Genomic DNA, 15,561 nt, shown 5'->3' on the forward strand with positions numbered 1-15,561 from the left:
GTATGACATGCGCAAGGGGAACTTTGCACACAATGGCCGCTTGTGTGCAAAACCGACCCGAGCATGTCACACACGCGGCATGCCCTTGAGGCGCCCCTGCGGCCGGGCGGGCTGGGCGGATCGGACGGGCGGCAGGCAGAGCATGCCGGGCAGGCGGCAGGCAGGGCGGACACAGAGCGGGCCGGGTCACCCGCAGGGCGTGGCGCAACGCCGGCGGAGCCGCGCAACCCGCAGCTACGGGGGCGCGTAACCGCACCGGCAGCCCTCGGCACGCCCGGGCCTGGCGGCGGGGGAACCGGCGTCGGGCCACAGTCCTCAGCGGGCGGCTCCGCCTACGAGCTACGGGCCTCGCCGCGCGCGCCGCTCGGCCTTGCGCGAGCGCTCCCAGCGCTGGACCGGACGCGCGGTCAGCGCCAGGAGGGCCAGGACACCCAGGCCCGAGGTCACGATGAGGGAGAAGGTCGCCCCCCGCACCCCGACGGCGGACACCTGGGACATGTCCGCCAGGACGAAGAGCGTCAGCGCCCCGAGAAGGGCGATCCGCCCACGCGGGTGCCCGCGCCAGGCGGCCACGCCCAGGGCCGCCACGGCCGCGATCATGCCGGCCGACATCACGCTGAGCGACCCGTAGACGATCTCGGTCGCCCCGGGCACGCCCTCGCGGTTGAGCTCGGCGGCCATCGTGCCCACAGCGGGATCGCGGAAGAGCTGGGCCGCCTGCACCCCCAGCAGCATCACAATGAGGGCCAGGGCCACGAGCAGCTGGGAGGGACGCTGGCGGTTCGCCTGGGCGTCCGCGGCCCGGGCCCGGGCCAGCTCCACGGAGTGCACCGAGTTCGGGACGACGGCGTCCAGGTCCAGCACGTAGAGGTCACCGTCGGTCTCCACCCGGTCCCCGCCGCCGTTCTTGTCGTGGTAGGCGGTGAAGAAGTCCGGCCACACCCCCAGGCCCGCCGCCGCGTTGGCCCAGCGGACGTCGTCGACGACGAAGTTGCGCTCGATGTCGATGTCGGCGTCGATCTTGTGGGTGACCTGGAAGGTGAGGGCGCTCAGCCCCACGGAGCGGTCGTAGGTCGCGCCGGCCAGCCAGTCCACGCTGCGGCCCCCGGGCAGGACCCATCCGCCCGGCGTGTGCCAGAAGCGCACGTGGTGCCGCTGGGAGGGGTTGCCCTCGACCTCCTTCTGGTAGGCGAAGTCCTGGCCTCGCCCGAAGAGCATGAGGGTGGAGACGGGGGCTGCCGGGTAGGAGCGGCGCATCAGGGAGGAGACGACGATGCGCAGCGCGGAGCGCGGGGTGATCGCGTCGGCGCGGGTCCAGCCCGCCGCCCGCATGGCCGCGTGGATGTCGTCCTCGTCCCCGCGAACCGCCAGGTTGACCGGGTCCCCCAGGAGGCCGTCCGGGGTGCGGGTGCGGCCGATGAAGTAGTCGGGCACGTACAGCCAGGTGAGGACCTGGTGGACGCGCGGGATCGCCAGGTAGGCCAGCACCGCCCAGAACAGGACCGAGTTGAGCACGAGCCAGGGCTCCAGGTGCCAGCCCGAGGCGATGAGCAGCCAGGCCAGCCACAGGGTGGCCGCGGCGGCGACGGCGAAGAAGACGGCGTCGACGACGTCGTCCAGGCCCCAGGTCCGGGAGCGGGCCGGACTGACCTTCTCCCCGCCGTCCCGGTACAGGGGCGGGGACGTGGGGCGCGGCCGGGTCTTCACAGGGGCGCTCATGGGAGCCAGGTTACAGAGCGAGCGCTCTTCGGGCGGGAAGACCGGGGCACGACGGCGGGGCGGGTCTCCCGGCCCGGGAGCTCTCCCGGCGGCCCAGGGTCCGGCGGCGGGCGCCGCGGCGCGCTCAGCGAGGCGTACGACGACGGAGCGCGCCCCGGCCCGGCGCCGCCGACTCAGCCGCACCGGGCGCCGTCGCCCTCAGAAGTCCCAGTCCTCGTCCTGGGTGGCCTCGGCCGTGCCCATGACGTAGGAGGAGCCCGAGCCGGAGAAGAAGTCGTGGTTCTCGTCGGCGTTGGGGCTCAGGGAGGCCAGGATCGCCGGGTTGACGTCCACGGCGTCGGCCGGGAAGAGCGCCTCGTAGCCCAGGTTCATCAGGGCCTTGTTGGCGTTGTAGCGCAGGAACTTCTTGACGTCCTCGCTCAGTCCCAGCTCGTCGTAGAGGTCCTCGGTGTACTGCTCCTCGTTGTCGTAGAGCTCCATGAGCAGATCGAAGGTGTAGCCCTTGAGCTCGGCCTGGCGGTCCGGGGAGGCCTCGCGCACCGCCAGCTGGTACTTGTAGCCGATGTAGTAGCCGTGGACGGCCTCGTCCCTGATGATCAGCCTGATGAGATCCGCCGTGTTGGTCAGCTTGGCGTGGCTGGACCAGTACATGGGGGCGTAGAAGCCGGAGTAGAACAGGAAGGACTCCAGCATGGTGGAGGCGACCTTGCGCTTCTCGGGGTCATCGCCGCGGTAGTAGTCGAGGATGATGCGGGCCTTGCGCTGGAGGTTCTCGTTCTCCTCGCTCCAGCGGAAGGCCTCGTCGATCTCGGCGGTGGAGATGAGGGTGGAGAAGATCGAGGAGTAGGAGCGGGCGTGCACCGACTCCATGAAGGCGATATTGGTGTAGACCGCCTCCTCGTGGGGGGTGCGGGCGTCGGGGATGAGCGAGACGGCTCCCACCGTGCCCTGGATGGTGTCCAGGAGGGTCAGGCCGGTGAAGACGCGGGTGGTCATGTTCTTCTCAGCCTCGGTCAGGGTGACCCAGGACTGGACGTCATTGGACAGCGGCACCTTCTCCGGCAGCCAGAAGTTGCCGGTCAGGCGGTCCCAGACCTCCAGGTCCTTGTCGTCGATGAGGCGGTTCCAGTTGATGGCCTGGACGCGGTCGATGAGCTTGATGGGCTCGGGCATGGGAGCTCCTCCCGGACGGGTGCGGCTGACGCCGTCATGCTACCGACGGCGGGTGGTGGGCCCCGGCGCGCCCGGTTCCCGCGACGAACCGATTGATGCGGTGATGTTGTGATGCGATGATATTTGCATGCGCACCACACTCGAGATCGACGACAGGGTCCTCGCAGTTGCGCGCGAGCGGGCGCGCCGCGAGGGAGTCTCGCTGGGCAGGGCCGTCTCGGACCTCGCCCTCCGGGGCGCTGGCGGGGGGACCTGGGCTGCGAGCAGGCGGGGCGTGCCGCTCTTCACGCCGCGGGCCGGCGAATCCGCACCGGTGGTGACGCCGGAGACGGTGGAGAGGTATCGCGATGGCGAGGAGTGACGCCCCGCTGCGGCTCCTCGACGTCAATGCTCTGATCGCGCTGTCCCTGCCGAACCATGTGCACCACGGGCTGGTGTCCAGGTGGTTCGACGGCGTTGCGCGCTGGGCGACCTGCTCGATCACGCAGTCCGCGTACATCCGCCTCCTGCTCAATCCGAAGGTGACGGGTTTTCCCGTCGCCGCCGGCCGGGCTCGTGAGGGGCTCGCGCAGCTGTGCCGGGTCGAGGGGCACGAGTTCCTGGCCGACGACGCGCCCCTGGCGGAGCCCCTCATCGACATGACAGGACTCGTCGGGTTCCGACAGGTGACGAACCTTCATCTTGTCGATCTCGCGGCGCGGCACAGTGCCGTTCTCGCCACCATCGACGGGCGCATCCCCGACGCCCTGGTCGCGGGCGACCGCCGGCACGTCGAGCTCATCGAGGTGTGACACATGAGGACGACGGCGAGGCATGCGGATGCGAGCCGCGCGCGGTCAAGCGCCGGAGCGGGCCGGGTGCCCGTGACCTGGGCGTGATCGAGTGGTAGACTCGACATTGCCTTAATCCACGACGAGCGACGAGCAGTGACGCGACGAGTGAGAGGTCGGCAATCATGTCAATCGATACTCGTCTGGATGCGACGCCGTCCGACATCGCGACGTCGGCGGAGACGGTCGGCGATATCAAGACGAATGTTGACAGCGCCGAGGATGACCTGATTAGCGCGCGCAAAATCATTGCCGGCGACCTGGAGGGCGAGTCGGCGGACGCCGCCCACCGGGCGCTCGACGATTATGTCACCACATGCGAGGATCTGGTATCGGATCTGAAGAGCTACAGGGCCGCGCTGGACAACCTCTCATGGGCCCTGAGTGCCATCAAGACGGATCTGGAGGGGATCCGCAGCAGAGCCACCGAGGGAGGACTGGAGCTCGTCGGGGAGACCATTATTCGTCCGACAGATTCCTGCTCTTCTTCCGGGGACAGCCCAGGCGGCGGTTCTTCGCCTCACCCCGGGAGCAGCTGTAGCGGCACCGAGGTTGGTGGCGGGGAAAGCGATGAAAAGCAGCAGAAAATCATTCTGTATACTACTCTGCAGACCGACACCGACGACATCCGCAGCCGAGAGGCTGAGGCCCGTCAAGCCTTTGCGGACGCCTGCCTGAAGATCACTAATCCGATTTACCGTACCGTGGCGGGCGCAGCGGGCGGCTATTTTATTCCCTCGACCGAAGGCGGCGGCCCGATCGCGGCGGCACGTGTCGGCAAATGGGGCGTCAGCCGTATCGGAGACGCCGTTGAGCTGACGCGGGCCGCCGGGCTGAGAGCGAGTGGCGCGGATGTTGCTCGCTACAACTACAAGACGATGACATGGCGCTCAGCCGACCAGGGAAGACACGCCAGTAGATGGGCCAGGAGCAAGAAGCCGACGATGACCCAGGCCGGTGGCAGGGGAACGCGGCAGTGGAAGCATGCGCTCAGTGATCGCAAGCTCGGGAACTGGAGGGTGCCCGCTTCGGCCGAGGGATCCACAGGGGCCAAGGTCGCAAACGCGGCGCAGAAAGTTGCAGACAGTAAGGCACTGAAATACGCAGGCCGCGCGGGCACCGCGGTGAGCTTCGGTGTCGATGCCTACGAGCAGTGGCAGAAGGACTCGAAGGACCCGTCGATGGGCCAGGGAGAGAAGGTGGCCCGGGCAGCGACGAAGGGCGCCGCCTCCGCCGCCGGCGGCTGGGCCGGCGCCCAGGCGGGCGCTGCGATTGGCGCATGTGTCGGCGGACCGGTTGGTGCCGCGACATGCTGTCGGAGGCCTTCAACCTGGGCCGCAATACCGTTGCGCTCATCCAGCCCGCCGTCGGAGGGTTCATGACTTTCGGCGGAGGGGCCCTGCTGGTCAATGGCGACGGCCCGCTGATGTGGATTTTCGCCCCAGGTTCGCTCGCGTGCTTGGCGGTGGCGGCCTTGGGCCTGATCCCGTTTCCGTTGCCGCGTTTCATGTATCCGGAGTGGCAGATGGCGAGGCGTCGGCGGCGGAACAGGATGACCGCTGCCGACACGGCAGAAGAGGCCTGGCGGAGATCGGAGAACTCATCGCAATCTCCCGGCGACGGCTCGCCGCCCCGCTCCCATCGGGCCGGCAGACACCGCAAGTGACCGCCCCATCTCCCAGGAGGCCGGACTGAGGATCCGGTGCCCGCGTTCTCGTCGGGCGCCACGGTGCTCCTGCCGCTCGCAGGGCGCGGCCGGCGGCTTCGCAGGTGGCGCGGGCGGGCGACAAACGACCGTTGGACGATCGCAGACGCTCCGGCCGGAGCCGCCGGCGGCGTGATCATCGGACCGCCCGGGGCCAAGCGAGCGGGTCCCCGCCTCAGCCCAGGATCTCCGTAAGGAGCCGGCGGCTGTAGTCGTCGGTGTCGTACGTCGGCCCGCTGATGACGCCGTCCGACATGGACACATAGAGGGACTCCGCTTCCGGGTAATGGGGCCCGGTCGGGTCCTCGAGGCTGATCGAGACCCTCTCGATCACGGGAGCGCCTCGGATCGCCCGGATGAGCTCGGCGGCGAGGTCGCGCCCGTTCCCCAAGCCCTTGCCGATGGGGGCCAGACCATCGTCGTCGGAGCGACGGTATCCGATATTGAGATAGGGACCGTCATGGGTGTTCCAGTACGTGTCCACTTCCAGGCGGTGTCTCAGTCCCTGCGAACTGGGAGCGGGAACGGAGGAGAGAATCCTCTCCAGGGGAAAATCAGACAGGTCGTCGTCGCTCGTGGCCTGAACGCCGATGTCCCAGCCCGGCAAGGAGATGCTGCTCTGGAACTCAACGCGCTCCCGATCGAGCTCCTGCGCGCTGAGCACGAAATCGTCTGGCAACTCGTCCTGAGCCTCGTACAGGATCCTCATCGAAGGAACATCGACAATCTGGGCGCTCCCCTGTGCGATCTCCATCGCCCACTCGAGCAGGCCCTGATCGTGAGACTTGTCCCAGTCCTCACGATCCCAGAGACCAATGCTGTCGGTATTGTAATCGATCAGGGTGCCGCTGTAGCACCAGGAGACCCATATCCTGACATCGGCCTTCTTCCCCACCTTGCGAGCCGCACCTCGGAGCATGCCGACGAAGGCGTCTATCGAGGTGTCGTCCTTGACTCGCAGGTGAACCTCGATGAAGCTCGGCGCGTCCTCGCCGAGACTGTAACTCACCTCTGACTTCTCCACGATGTCCTGGCCGGAGAAGTAGCTCTTGAGAGCACGGTAGTCCGAGCTGGTGAGCGCGCACCCCGAGGCGCCGCAGAGAAGCCCCAGGGCGGAGCCGGCCAGGAGGGCTCTGCGGGTGGGCAAGGAGGAACGTGCGACAGGAACCATGGTGGAGAACCTATCGGCGCCGCCCCGAGGTCTCTACGGGGAGGCTTCCCCGTTGGCCCCCTCACAGCCAGCCGTCAGACGAGACAATGGGGGCATGAATGGCGATCCGAGCACTCCCCCGCAATTCACCGGCAAGGCCCCCGTCCTCCTGGCCGGACTGGTCGATACCGCGAGGCGGCTGGCGGAGCGGGCCGAGCCGGGCCGAGCCGTCGTCGGCATCACCGGTGCGCCGGGGTCGGGAAAGTCCACGCTCGCAGCCGCCCTGGAGACGGCGCTCGGCGAGCGGGGGCTGCTGGCGGGAATCGTGCCCATGGACGGCTTCCACATGTCCAACGCAGTCCTCGACGAGCTCGGCCGCCATGGGCGCAAGGGCGCGCCGGACACCTTCGACGTCGACGGCTACCTGGCGATCCTGGAGCGGGTGCGCCGGGTGGGCCCCGACGGCGAGCCCCGCGAGGTCCTGGCACCGGTGTACCGCCGCGACCTGCACGAGCCGGTGGCGGCGGGCACGCGGGTGGCGGGCCGCGGGATCGTCGTCACCGAGGGCAACTACCTGGCGCTGGACTCGCTGGGCTGGGAGGGCGTCCGGGAGCGGATCGACCTGCTCGTCATGCTGGAGGTGGACGAGGAGGAGCTCATCCGGCGCCTGGTGGCCCGGCACATGTCCTTCGGCCGGCACCGGGCCGACGCCGGTCACTGGGTGCGCGCCGTCGACCTGCCCAACGCCCGGCTCGTGTCCGCCTGCCGGGACCGCTGCGACGAGGTGTGGCGGATCGTCCGGTAGCGCGGCGCCGGGGCCGCCCTCGCGTCCCCCGACGTCGGACGGACCGCCCGCCTCGGGGCCGCGGCGGGCGCCTGGGCCGAGCGGGCGGCGGCCCCGGGGCGGTGGAACGACGGCGTGAGCCGCGGTAAACGGCATGGGGCGGGCTCGCGCGGATCCCGATCTGCGAGGGCCTGTCGAGATGGGGCGAATCGGCGCCAGGTCTCCGCGCGCTCATGGCGTCATGGGCGGGCTGCACATGGGAGAAACCCAGCACCCCGGCACCGCCAGCGGATTTCCGCGGAATCCCGCGGAAAGAGCGATCCACCCGGTGGCCGGCAGTCGGCTCCCATGTGCGCAGACCCCCCTGCGCGCACATGGGAGCCCGGCAACCAGTGTTGACGCGCGCGGTGAAACCCCGAGATTCCAATGAAAATCGGCCTCGGTCACCCGATCGCGCGTCTCTCCCATGTGCAACCGGGCCGCCGCGGCCCGCGGGCGGGCCAGCGCGGCTCCGCCGTCGTCCCCCTACCCTGGCACCATGACGTACTCGCAGCCGCACACCGTCACCCGCCACCAGATCTTCCAGACCAGCCTCATCACCGCCCTGGCCCAGGGCGTCTACGACGACGAGATGACGCTGGCCGAGCTGCTCGGGCACGGCTCCTTCGGGATCGGCACCTTCAACGGGCTCGACGGTGAGATGGTGATCCTGGGCGGCACCTGCTACCGGCTGCGCGGCGACGGCTCGGTGAGCGTGCCGGACCTGGGCGAGCGCACGCCGTACGCCGTCGTGACGAACTTCGTGCCGGCCATCCGCCAGGAGGTGGGCGGCGGGCTCAGCCGCGCGGAGTTCTCCGAGATTATCGACGGCCTCGTGCCGAGCTCGAACTACATGTACGCGCTGCGGGTGACGGGCCGCTTCGCGTGGGCGAGCGCGCGGACCGTGGTCAAGCAGAAGAGGCCCTACCGGCCGATGGTCGAGGCCACCGACGGCGAGGAGGTCGTGCGCCGCGAGGACTTCGAGGGGACTGTGGCGGGATTCCGCACGCCCCTGTACGAGCAGGGGATCTCCGTGGCCGGCTGCCACGCCCATGTCATTGACGAGAACCGCGCCTGGGGCGGGCACCTCGTGGACTTCGAGTTGACCCGGGGCGTCGCCGAGCTCTGCCTGGGCACCGACTTCCGTCTGAGGCTGCCGCTGACCGAGGAGTTCGGGGCGGCGGATCTGAGCGAGGACCTGAGCGAGGAGATCCGCCGGGTCGAGCACCACTGAGCGGAGCTGTGCCGTTCGGGATGTGGTGGGGCTGGTGTCTGGACTGCCTGGTGTTTCTCGGACATCCCGAAACACAGTTGTCAAGGATGTCCGAAACACGCTCTGCAGTCCATTCGCGCCCCAGCGGCAGCCCCCTCCGGGCCCGCCGCCGGGCCGCGCGCTGGTCGTCACCGCCCCCGTCCCCAGTGGCCGCCGGCCTCCACGGAGGCGGGCATGCCGGGCGCTGCGGGGACGAACGCGTCGGCAGCCACAGGAACGGGCGCGCCGAGCGTCCGCCAGCCGGGAACCGTCGTCGTGCCGTACTCGCCCGCGCTGACACAGTCCTGGACCTGCCACAGCCCCGGCAGGCCGACCGCCGCCCGGGCGCGGCGCGCGCCCACCGCCAGAGGGGCGAGCCTGACCAGGCTGATGAGCCACGTCAGCAGCGGCAGGGCCAGGACGGCCGCCCCGGGAAGGGCCGGCGCGCCGCCCGCCGGGGCGAGCAGCCACCACAGGACCGCCGTCTCCCCCATGATCACGAGAAACGACGCCGGCTTGATCGCCCCGTCAACGGCCCACCAGGCCGCGAGCGCGCCCCCGCTGTCCCGCCCGCGGGCCTCTGGCCAGGCCCAGGGGCCGCGCGCCTCTCCCGCCCAGGACAGCAGAGCGCGCCTCACCCGGGCGTCGTAGGCGATATCCCGCAGGGCGGAGAGCGTCCCGCTGACCACCATGACCCCGCCCAGCACCGCCGCGAGGACACCGAGGATCCACCCCCGGCCCGCCCCGAGCCGGGCGACGGCCACGACGAGGAGCAGCAGGCCAGCATGAAGGGGCATCCACCCGCCCCGGGAGCTGCGCCGGCGCTCGGCCGCCAGGTGGCTGAGCCGCTCGACCGCCACCCCGCACTCCCACGGCGTCGCACTTCCCGACCGGGTGGCGGAAGCGTCCCGCGCCCAGGCCCACGGGCCCGCCACGAGGGCGTCGTCGGGCACCTCCAGGATCGCTGTCGAGCCCCGCCCCGCCCCGGGGAGGGCTGACACCGGGGCCTCGCCCTCGTTGACGACGACGCGCCCGTCCAGGCCGACGCGGGCCACGCCGCCGGCCAGGAGCGCCTCCTCCAGGCCCCGGATCTGCCGCCCCCAGCGCAGGCGCCCCGCCACAGTGAGCACCCAGGCGCTCAGGCCGACGACGCACAGCAGGCCGAGCTCGATGTCGCCCAGCCCCCAGGAGCGCAGGGTGCCCAGGCTCAGGGAGCCGATGGAGCGGCCCAGGCTCGCCGGCGTCTCCCCCGCCGTCCACGCGACAGTCAGGACGCCGGCGACCAGGAGGATGAGCACCCACAGCCCCATCCCCCACCGTCCCGTGCGGGCCGGCTGACGCCGGGAGCGCCCGGGACCGGCCTGCGCCCAGGCCGGGGCCGCCCAGCCGGTGGCGACGCGGTGGCCGCGGGAGCGGGCCCAGGCCCGCAGCGCCCGCAGGTGCAGCTGTTCGGTGGTGGCGCCGTCGATAATGCCGTACAGCTCGGCACCGAGGATGGCGACCCCCGCGAGGGCGGCCGCGGCGCTGACGACCATGGGCGCGGTCCGCCAGGCGAGCGCGTCGCCGGTGGCCCAGGGCCTGGCGCCGGCGTAGACCAGGAGGGCGGCGGTGAGCACCATGCCGACGTCGAAGACACGCTGGCCCTGACGGGCGACGGCGCGCGCCGATTCCAGCAGGTCGGCCAGGGCGCGCCTAGTCCGCGCCTCGCCGCCTCCGGCCGCACCGGGGCCGACGCCGCCCGAGTACGGGCTCGCCTGCGGGGCACCGGGGCCGGCGATGTCGTCAGCGGCCTTGGGCAGGAGGGCCGCCCGCGCATCCAGGAGGGTGACGTTGACCAGCCCGGAGCGGTTGGGGCGGGTGGAACCCTCGGCGAACCGGGTGCGCACCGGGCCCGTGCGGGGCACGGCCGCCTCCCCCTCCGGCAGCACGGCGGGGTCGTCGGTAAAGCGCTGGATGAGGGTCCAGGCCCCGGTCTCCAGGCCCGTCAGCCCGACGGCGGCGCGGGCGCGCCCCAGCCTCGCCGACAGCACGAGGTTGCTGATCAGGCCGCCGCCGACCATGCCGGCTACGAGCGCCGTCCCCGCCGAGCCCACCGCGTCCCGGTAGGGGGCGGGGGCGCAGGCCCGGGCGAGGGTCGTCATGACCGCGGGGGCTGCGGCCGCCCACGCCAGCCCGGGCAGACGGCGGGGCAGCGTGGTCCGCATCCACTGGCCGACGGCGGGCAGGGCGCCGGGACCGACGACGTCGTCGGCCTCCCGCGGGCCTGTCCCGGCCAGGGATTCCCATGAGCCGCCATGGCGGGCCCGGGGATGGCTCGGCGCCGGGGCGCTGCGGGACCAGGCGACGGCGGCGCGCACGTGGGTACGGGCGGACTTCCACTGCATGTAGTTGATGTAGAGGGTGATGAGCGCGACGGGGACCAGGGCGATGAGAAGGAGGAGGGAGCCGGTGGCGGGGTCGTCGTCCGTCCTGGCGAGGATCTGGATGCCCGTGGCCAGGAGGATCAGCGGCGTGTAGACCTCCCGTATGAGGGGGAGGGCGGCGGGGCGGTGGAGGAAGGCGGTCGAGAGCATCTCGACGGCGGCCTCGGCCCTCCACGGGGCGCGCTCGGCCCGCTGGGCCGGGGTGGGGCCGTCGAGGTAGGGGGTGCTCAGGGGCGTGCCACTGGGACGGATGAAGCCGTTGTCCGCGACGGTGGGGCGCTCGGCGTAAGGGTGGGGCGCGTCGTCGGAGGTGGTGGTGCTCATGGCTCCACGTTACGGAGCAGTCGTGGGCAGCGACCCGGTTCGAGGACGACCGGATGGGGGCGGCCCTGCCCGGTGGCCGGTCGGCGCGGTTCCGTACGTCGCAAGCCTCCGCGCTCGTCACCGGTCCGCCGATCCCCGGCCAGCACCTGGTCCGCCGATCCCCGCCCGGGGCCCGGGGCGTCCGCTTCGAGCCGGGACAGGCGTGCATGCGGTATTCGAAACCCGCATTCTCAGCGCTCCGGCCCGAGCCTCGCAGCTCTTCGGCCACCGCGCGGCCAGTGCACGAAAACCGCATGAATTCCGTGTGAATCACCTGTTAAAAGCGAGGCGCTTCGCGGTACTCGCTCGTACGCGGTTATATTGCAGGGATGGCACGTCACTCATCAGCGCGCGTATCGCGCCGCTCCATCCTGGGCGCCACCTCTATCGGAATCGCGGCTTCCGGGACTGCCGCATGCTCTCGCGCCTCCTCACCCGGCTCCGGAGGCGAGGGAAGCGCGACCGCAGAAGGTGACTCCCTCATTTCCGCAAACGCCTCGGCCTCCGCACCGGGTCAGCCGGAGGTCCCCACCCTTGATGAGCTCGTCGCAGAGGTTCAAGGCAAATTCGCTCAGGAAACGTACAGCGATCCGGATACCGGTAAGGAACTCACCTTCAACGTGTTCCTGCCCGAGGGCTACTCCGGCTCCGGCTCCTACCCGCTGCTGCACTACATCGCCGACGCCAGCACCGTATCCGATGATCCCACCACCCCGTTATCGCAGTACGGCGCGCTCATCTGGGCGAGCAGCGTCACCCAGGCGGCCAATCCGTGCATTGTGGTGGCGCCCTCCTACACCGAGACGGTCCTGGACGACCATGACGGCTACACGACGACCGACTGGCTCGATATCACCGCCCGCTTCGTTGCATGGCTGCAGAGCCAGTACGCCATCGATTCCACCCGTGTCTACGGCACCGGGCAGTCCATGGGGTGCATGATCCACCTGGTCCTGGCGGGTAAGCAGCCCGACCTGTTCACGGCTCTCATGTTCGTCGACGGGCAGTGGGACCCGACTCAGCTCTCCGGTCTGGGCGAGTCCACATTCATCTACCATGTCGCGGGTGGGGACGAACCGGCCCTGGAGGGCCAGACCGCCACCGAGGACATGCTGACTCAGGCCGGCGTCGATTTCGCGGTTGCCGATGAGGAGTGGGATGCGACGGCGGACCCCTCCGTGCTCCTCCAGCAGGCAGAAGCACTATTCAGCAAGGAGAAGCCGCGCAACTTCTCCACCTTCGTCGCCGGAACGGTGATGACAGCGAATCCGACTCCGCAGTCGATGGAGCACATGGCCTCCTTCGAGCCCGCCTACAAGCTGACGGGGCTGCGGAACTGGCTGCTGTCCCAGCGCGGCGCCTGAGCGGACCGCCTGCGTCTGGCCCGCCGCACGCGCGCGGACTCGTTGCACCGTCTCGCGCTCGCCGCCGGAGCCGGCCTCGGGTCATGGCAGGGAGGCCGACGAGGGCGGGAGGGCCCGACGTCGTGCCACACGCACCCTGCGGAGGGTCTCGAAAGCATTGTCCCTGCGCAATCCCTCCGCACCTGGGCCGTCACATGCGGCTGCCCGAGGCCCGCAGGCGTTGGGCAGCCCGGTGCGCCGCTCAGAACGCCCAGGCCAGGCGGGACGGCCAGGCCGGGCGGGCCAGGACGAGTGCCGTCAGGAGGATCTGCAGGAGACTGTGTCTATGGCGGAGACGAGAGTGAATCTGGATATGCGGCATGCTCTCGACCGTACGCGAACAGTCTCGGAAAGGGAACAGGGAGGACTCTTCCGGTAGAGGAACTGCGGAGAAGGCGGCGGGCCGACGGGGTGCTCGGCGCAGTGGGCCCGCTCAGTGGCCTCGCCGAGCGCTCGGCAGCGTGACGCAGTGTCGGTCGATGTCGGCCTCCCGGGGCCTCCTGGGGTCTCGGAGAGTCCCGGCGCGGCCGCTGGAGGCCCACCGGCGGGTGCCCGCTGAGCCCCTTGAACCGATCTCGAGCCGGAGTACGACCGAGCTCGGTGAAGGAGACCGCGAAGTGGGCGGAGGCTGTGAGCGGGCTGGGCGTGCGGGCGCTCGGACGGGGCGCGCCAGGGCGTGAACGTACCTCCGCTGACGTTGAGGCCCGCCACTCACCCGACCCGGCCCGCACCATCGCAGCGGGTCTCAGCGTCGGGCGGCCCGGCTGCCGCCGTCGGGTAATAGGACGACCGGCCTCGCCGGCCCCGGTGCTCGCCGACGCCCTCATGGCAGAACAGGTGCCGTCAGTGAAGAGATCGGCCCTCTCACTCTATAGAGTGACGCTCTCACTGTAGAAACTGTGCTTCTCACTCTACAAAGTGACGCCCTCACTGAGGCACAGTGACGTCGTGACCGACGACGACCTGCTCTCCCACGTCGCGCGCATGCGCCGGCAGCGCAGCGACGACGCCCTCGTGGAGGCGAAGGCCGCCGTCCACGATCTCCCGAAGAGCATCTGGGACACCATCTCCGCCTTCGCCAACACGGACGGGGGAACCGTCATCCTCGGACTCGACGAGCGCGAGAACTTCCAGCCGGCCGAGGGGTTCACCGAGTCGGTTGCCAGCCGGCGGATCAACGCTCTGACCACCGGACTCGACACCTCGTCGCAGGGGAGCGCCAAGGTGCTCCCCGTGCCGGGCTGTCACCCGGAGCGCGCCACCGTGGACGGCCGCCCCGTGGTCGTCCCCGACGTGCCCTCCCTGCGCGAGCGCCCGGACCTCGACTTGCCGTGCCATGTCACCGCCATGGGGATTCAGAACGGCAACTTCAAGCGCGTCGACGACCATGACGTCCGCCTGTCCTCCTACGAGGTGTACGTGCTGGCGAGCCGTCGGATCGAGGACCGTACGGATCGTGAGCCGGTGACCGGCACGAGTCTCGAGGACCTCGACCCTCGGAACGTGGATCGCCTTCTCACCGAGCTTCGCAGCAGCGGCTCTCACATCCTCGACCATATCGCTGAGGACGACCGGGAGGCCGCCCTCAGGCGGCTCAACGTCCTGACATCCGACAGCGTCCCCACCTTCGCCGGATACGTCACGCTTTCCCCGTACCCGCAGCAGGAGCTTCCACGACTGGTCGTGGACGTCTCCGTTCATCCCGGCACCCAGAAGGCCCAGAAGGGCGACCTGCGCTTCCTCGATCGGCGGGTGTGCGACGGCCCTATTCCCCTTATGGTGGAGGACGCCGTGTCCGCGGTGGCACGAAATCTGCGCCGCCGCCGAATGACGAGAGGGGCGTTGGCGGAAGATGTTCTCGAGATTCCAGAAGACGTGTTACGGGAGGCCATCACGAATGCGGTGATGCACCGCGACTACTCCGCGCACGCTCAGGGGCAGACGGTTGCTGTGGACATCTATCAGGACCGGGTTGAGATCGGGAACCCCGGCGGCCTCTACGGAGGCAGGACCCTTGCCAATCTTGACGAGGGGCTTCCCGTCTCCCGCAACAAGGTCCTTGCGAACCTTCTGCGCAGCGTTCCCCGCCCCTATGGCAGGGGTGTGGTGGCCGAGGCCGCCGGCACGGGTGTTCCGCGAATGATCGACTCCATGCGCCAGCAGGGTCTGCCCGCGCCGGACTACGAGGCGACGACGATCGACCGCGTGACGGTCAAGCTGTCCCGCTTCGGCCTTCTCGACCCCGATGTGCGGGCGTGGCTCGACTCCCTTCCCGGCGGGCCGCGGGGCACCGCGGCGGACTCCGTTCTGGCGCTGGCGCGCAGGGACGGGAAGGTGCGGGTCGTCGATGTGCGGCGAAATCTCGGTCTCGACTCCGACGACGTGCGCGACCTCCTCGGCGGGCTCGTCGCGGAGGGGCTTCTGGTCGGCATGAACGACGGCCCCCACCTACTCGCCGACCTCAGGCTGCGCATGGCGGGCACCGGGGCCAGGTGGGCGGTCCTGTCTGTGATACCCGGAAGCCGCTGAAGATCCAGGACATCGCCGAGCGGACGGGCAAGTCCCCCACCGCGCTCCGACCGCTTCTGCGCGCGCTGATCAGCGACGGGCTGGTGACCGCGACGGCGCCGCCCACCAGCCGCAACCGCGCCTACCTGCTCGCCGAGTAGGCCGCCCAGACGATCGATTCCGAAGGTGGTGAGCGGGCCGGCCGCTTCTCG

General features: G+C 70.3%; 12 protein-coding genes. 8 read left to right on the forward strand and 4 right to left on the reverse strand.

Annotated elements, in window-relative coordinates; translation table 11 throughout:
• Positions 1-339 precede the first annotated feature (339 nt).
• Both AIF0345_RS15775 and nrdF read right to left on the reverse strand, forming a co-directional pair.
• Positions 340-1,719 carry an LssY C-terminal domain-containing protein gene (locus AIF0345_RS15775; RefSeq protein WP_052375218.1) on the reverse strand — a complete coding sequence of 460 codons (1,380 nt, stop codon included), beginning with the start codon at positions 1,717-1,719 and terminating at the stop codon, positions 340-342.
• Between the two features lie 198 nt (positions 1,720-1,917).
• Positions 1,918-2,892 carry a class 1b ribonucleoside-diphosphate reductase subunit beta gene (nrdF, locus tag AIF0345_RS15780; RefSeq protein WP_285296671.1) on the reverse strand — a complete coding sequence of 325 codons (975 nt, stop codon included), beginning with the start codon at positions 2,890-2,892 and terminating at the stop codon, positions 1,918-1,920.
• A gap of 127 nt (positions 2,893-3,019) precedes the next feature.
• Between nrdF and AIF0345_RS15785 the strand changes: the two genes are divergently transcribed.
• From AIF0345_RS15785 to AIF0345_RS15795, 3 genes are all read left to right on the forward strand, one after another.
• On the forward strand, positions 3,020-3,253 hold the full coding sequence (locus AIF0345_RS15785; protein WP_043564155.1) for a hypothetical protein: 234 nt from the start codon (positions 3,020-3,022) through the stop codon (positions 3,251-3,253).
• Positions 3,240-3,683, forward strand: a complete 444-nt coding sequence (locus tag AIF0345_RS15790; RefSeq protein WP_285296672.1) for a TA system VapC family ribonuclease toxin — start codon at positions 3,240-3,242, stop codon at positions 3,681-3,683. The genes AIF0345_RS15785 and AIF0345_RS15790 overlap by 14 nt, the downstream gene beginning before the upstream one ends.
• A 164-nt stretch (positions 3,684-3,847) precedes the next feature.
• The gene (locus AIF0345_RS15795; RefSeq protein WP_285296673.1) at positions 3,848-5,104 is read left to right on the forward strand and encodes a hypothetical protein; all 1,257 of its coding nucleotides are present in this window, start codon (positions 3,848-3,850) and stop codon (positions 5,102-5,104) included.
• A gap of 498 nt (positions 5,105-5,602) precedes the next feature.
• Here AIF0345_RS15795 and AIF0345_RS15800 read toward each other — a convergent pair whose 3' ends face one another.
• Positions 5,603-6,598, reverse strand: a complete 996-nt coding sequence (locus AIF0345_RS15800) for a hypothetical protein (RefSeq protein WP_285296674.1) — start codon at positions 6,596-6,598, stop codon at positions 5,603-5,605.
• Positions 6,599-6,692: 94 nt separating this feature from the next.
• Between AIF0345_RS15800 and AIF0345_RS15805 the strand changes: the two genes are divergently transcribed.
• Both AIF0345_RS15805 and budA read left to right on the forward strand, forming a co-directional pair.
• On the forward strand, positions 6,693-7,382 hold the full coding sequence (locus AIF0345_RS15805; RefSeq protein WP_268916878.1) for an AAA family ATPase: 690 nt from the start codon (positions 6,693-6,695) through the stop codon (positions 7,380-7,382).
• Positions 7,383-7,899: 517 nt separating this feature from the next.
• Positions 7,900-8,634 carry an acetolactate decarboxylase gene (gene budA / locus AIF0345_RS15810; protein WP_043564149.1) on the forward strand — a complete coding sequence of 245 codons (735 nt, stop codon included), beginning with the start codon at positions 7,900-7,902 and terminating at the stop codon, positions 8,632-8,634.
• Between the two features lie 167 nt (positions 8,635-8,801).
• Here the strand turns inward: budA and AIF0345_RS15815 are convergent, their stop codons facing one another.
• Complete coding sequence (locus AIF0345_RS15815) at positions 8,802-11,399, reverse strand: hypothetical protein (protein ID WP_285296675.1); 2,598 nt, start codon at positions 11,397-11,399, stop codon at positions 8,802-8,804.
• A gap of 368 nt (positions 11,400-11,767) precedes the next feature.
• On the opposite strand from AIF0345_RS15815, the gene AIF0345_RS15820 reads away from it, so the two are divergent.
• From AIF0345_RS15820 to AIF0345_RS15830, 3 genes are all read left to right on the forward strand, one after another.
• The gene (locus AIF0345_RS15820) at positions 11,768-12,802 is read left to right on the forward strand and encodes a carboxylesterase family protein (RefSeq protein ID WP_285296676.1); all 1,035 of its coding nucleotides are present in this window, start codon (positions 11,768-11,770) and stop codon (positions 12,800-12,802) included.
• 987 nt (positions 12,803-13,789) lie between these two features.
• Positions 13,790-15,370, forward strand: a complete 1,581-nt coding sequence (locus AIF0345_RS15825) for an ATP-binding protein (RefSeq protein ID WP_285296677.1) — start codon at positions 13,790-13,792, stop codon at positions 15,368-15,370.
• On the forward strand, positions 15,334-15,510 hold the full coding sequence (locus tag AIF0345_RS15830; protein ID WP_285296678.1) for a helix-turn-helix domain-containing protein: 177 nt from the start codon (positions 15,334-15,336) through the stop codon (positions 15,508-15,510). Before AIF0345_RS15825 ends, AIF0345_RS15830 begins: the two co-directional genes overlap by 37 nt.
• Positions 15,511-15,561: the final 51 nt, after the last annotated feature.

The sequence above is a fragment of the Actinomyces israelii genome, from assembly GCF_030253495.1.
Classification (GTDB): Bacteria; Actinomycetota; Actinomycetes; order Actinomycetales; family Actinomycetaceae; genus Actinomyces; species Actinomyces israelii.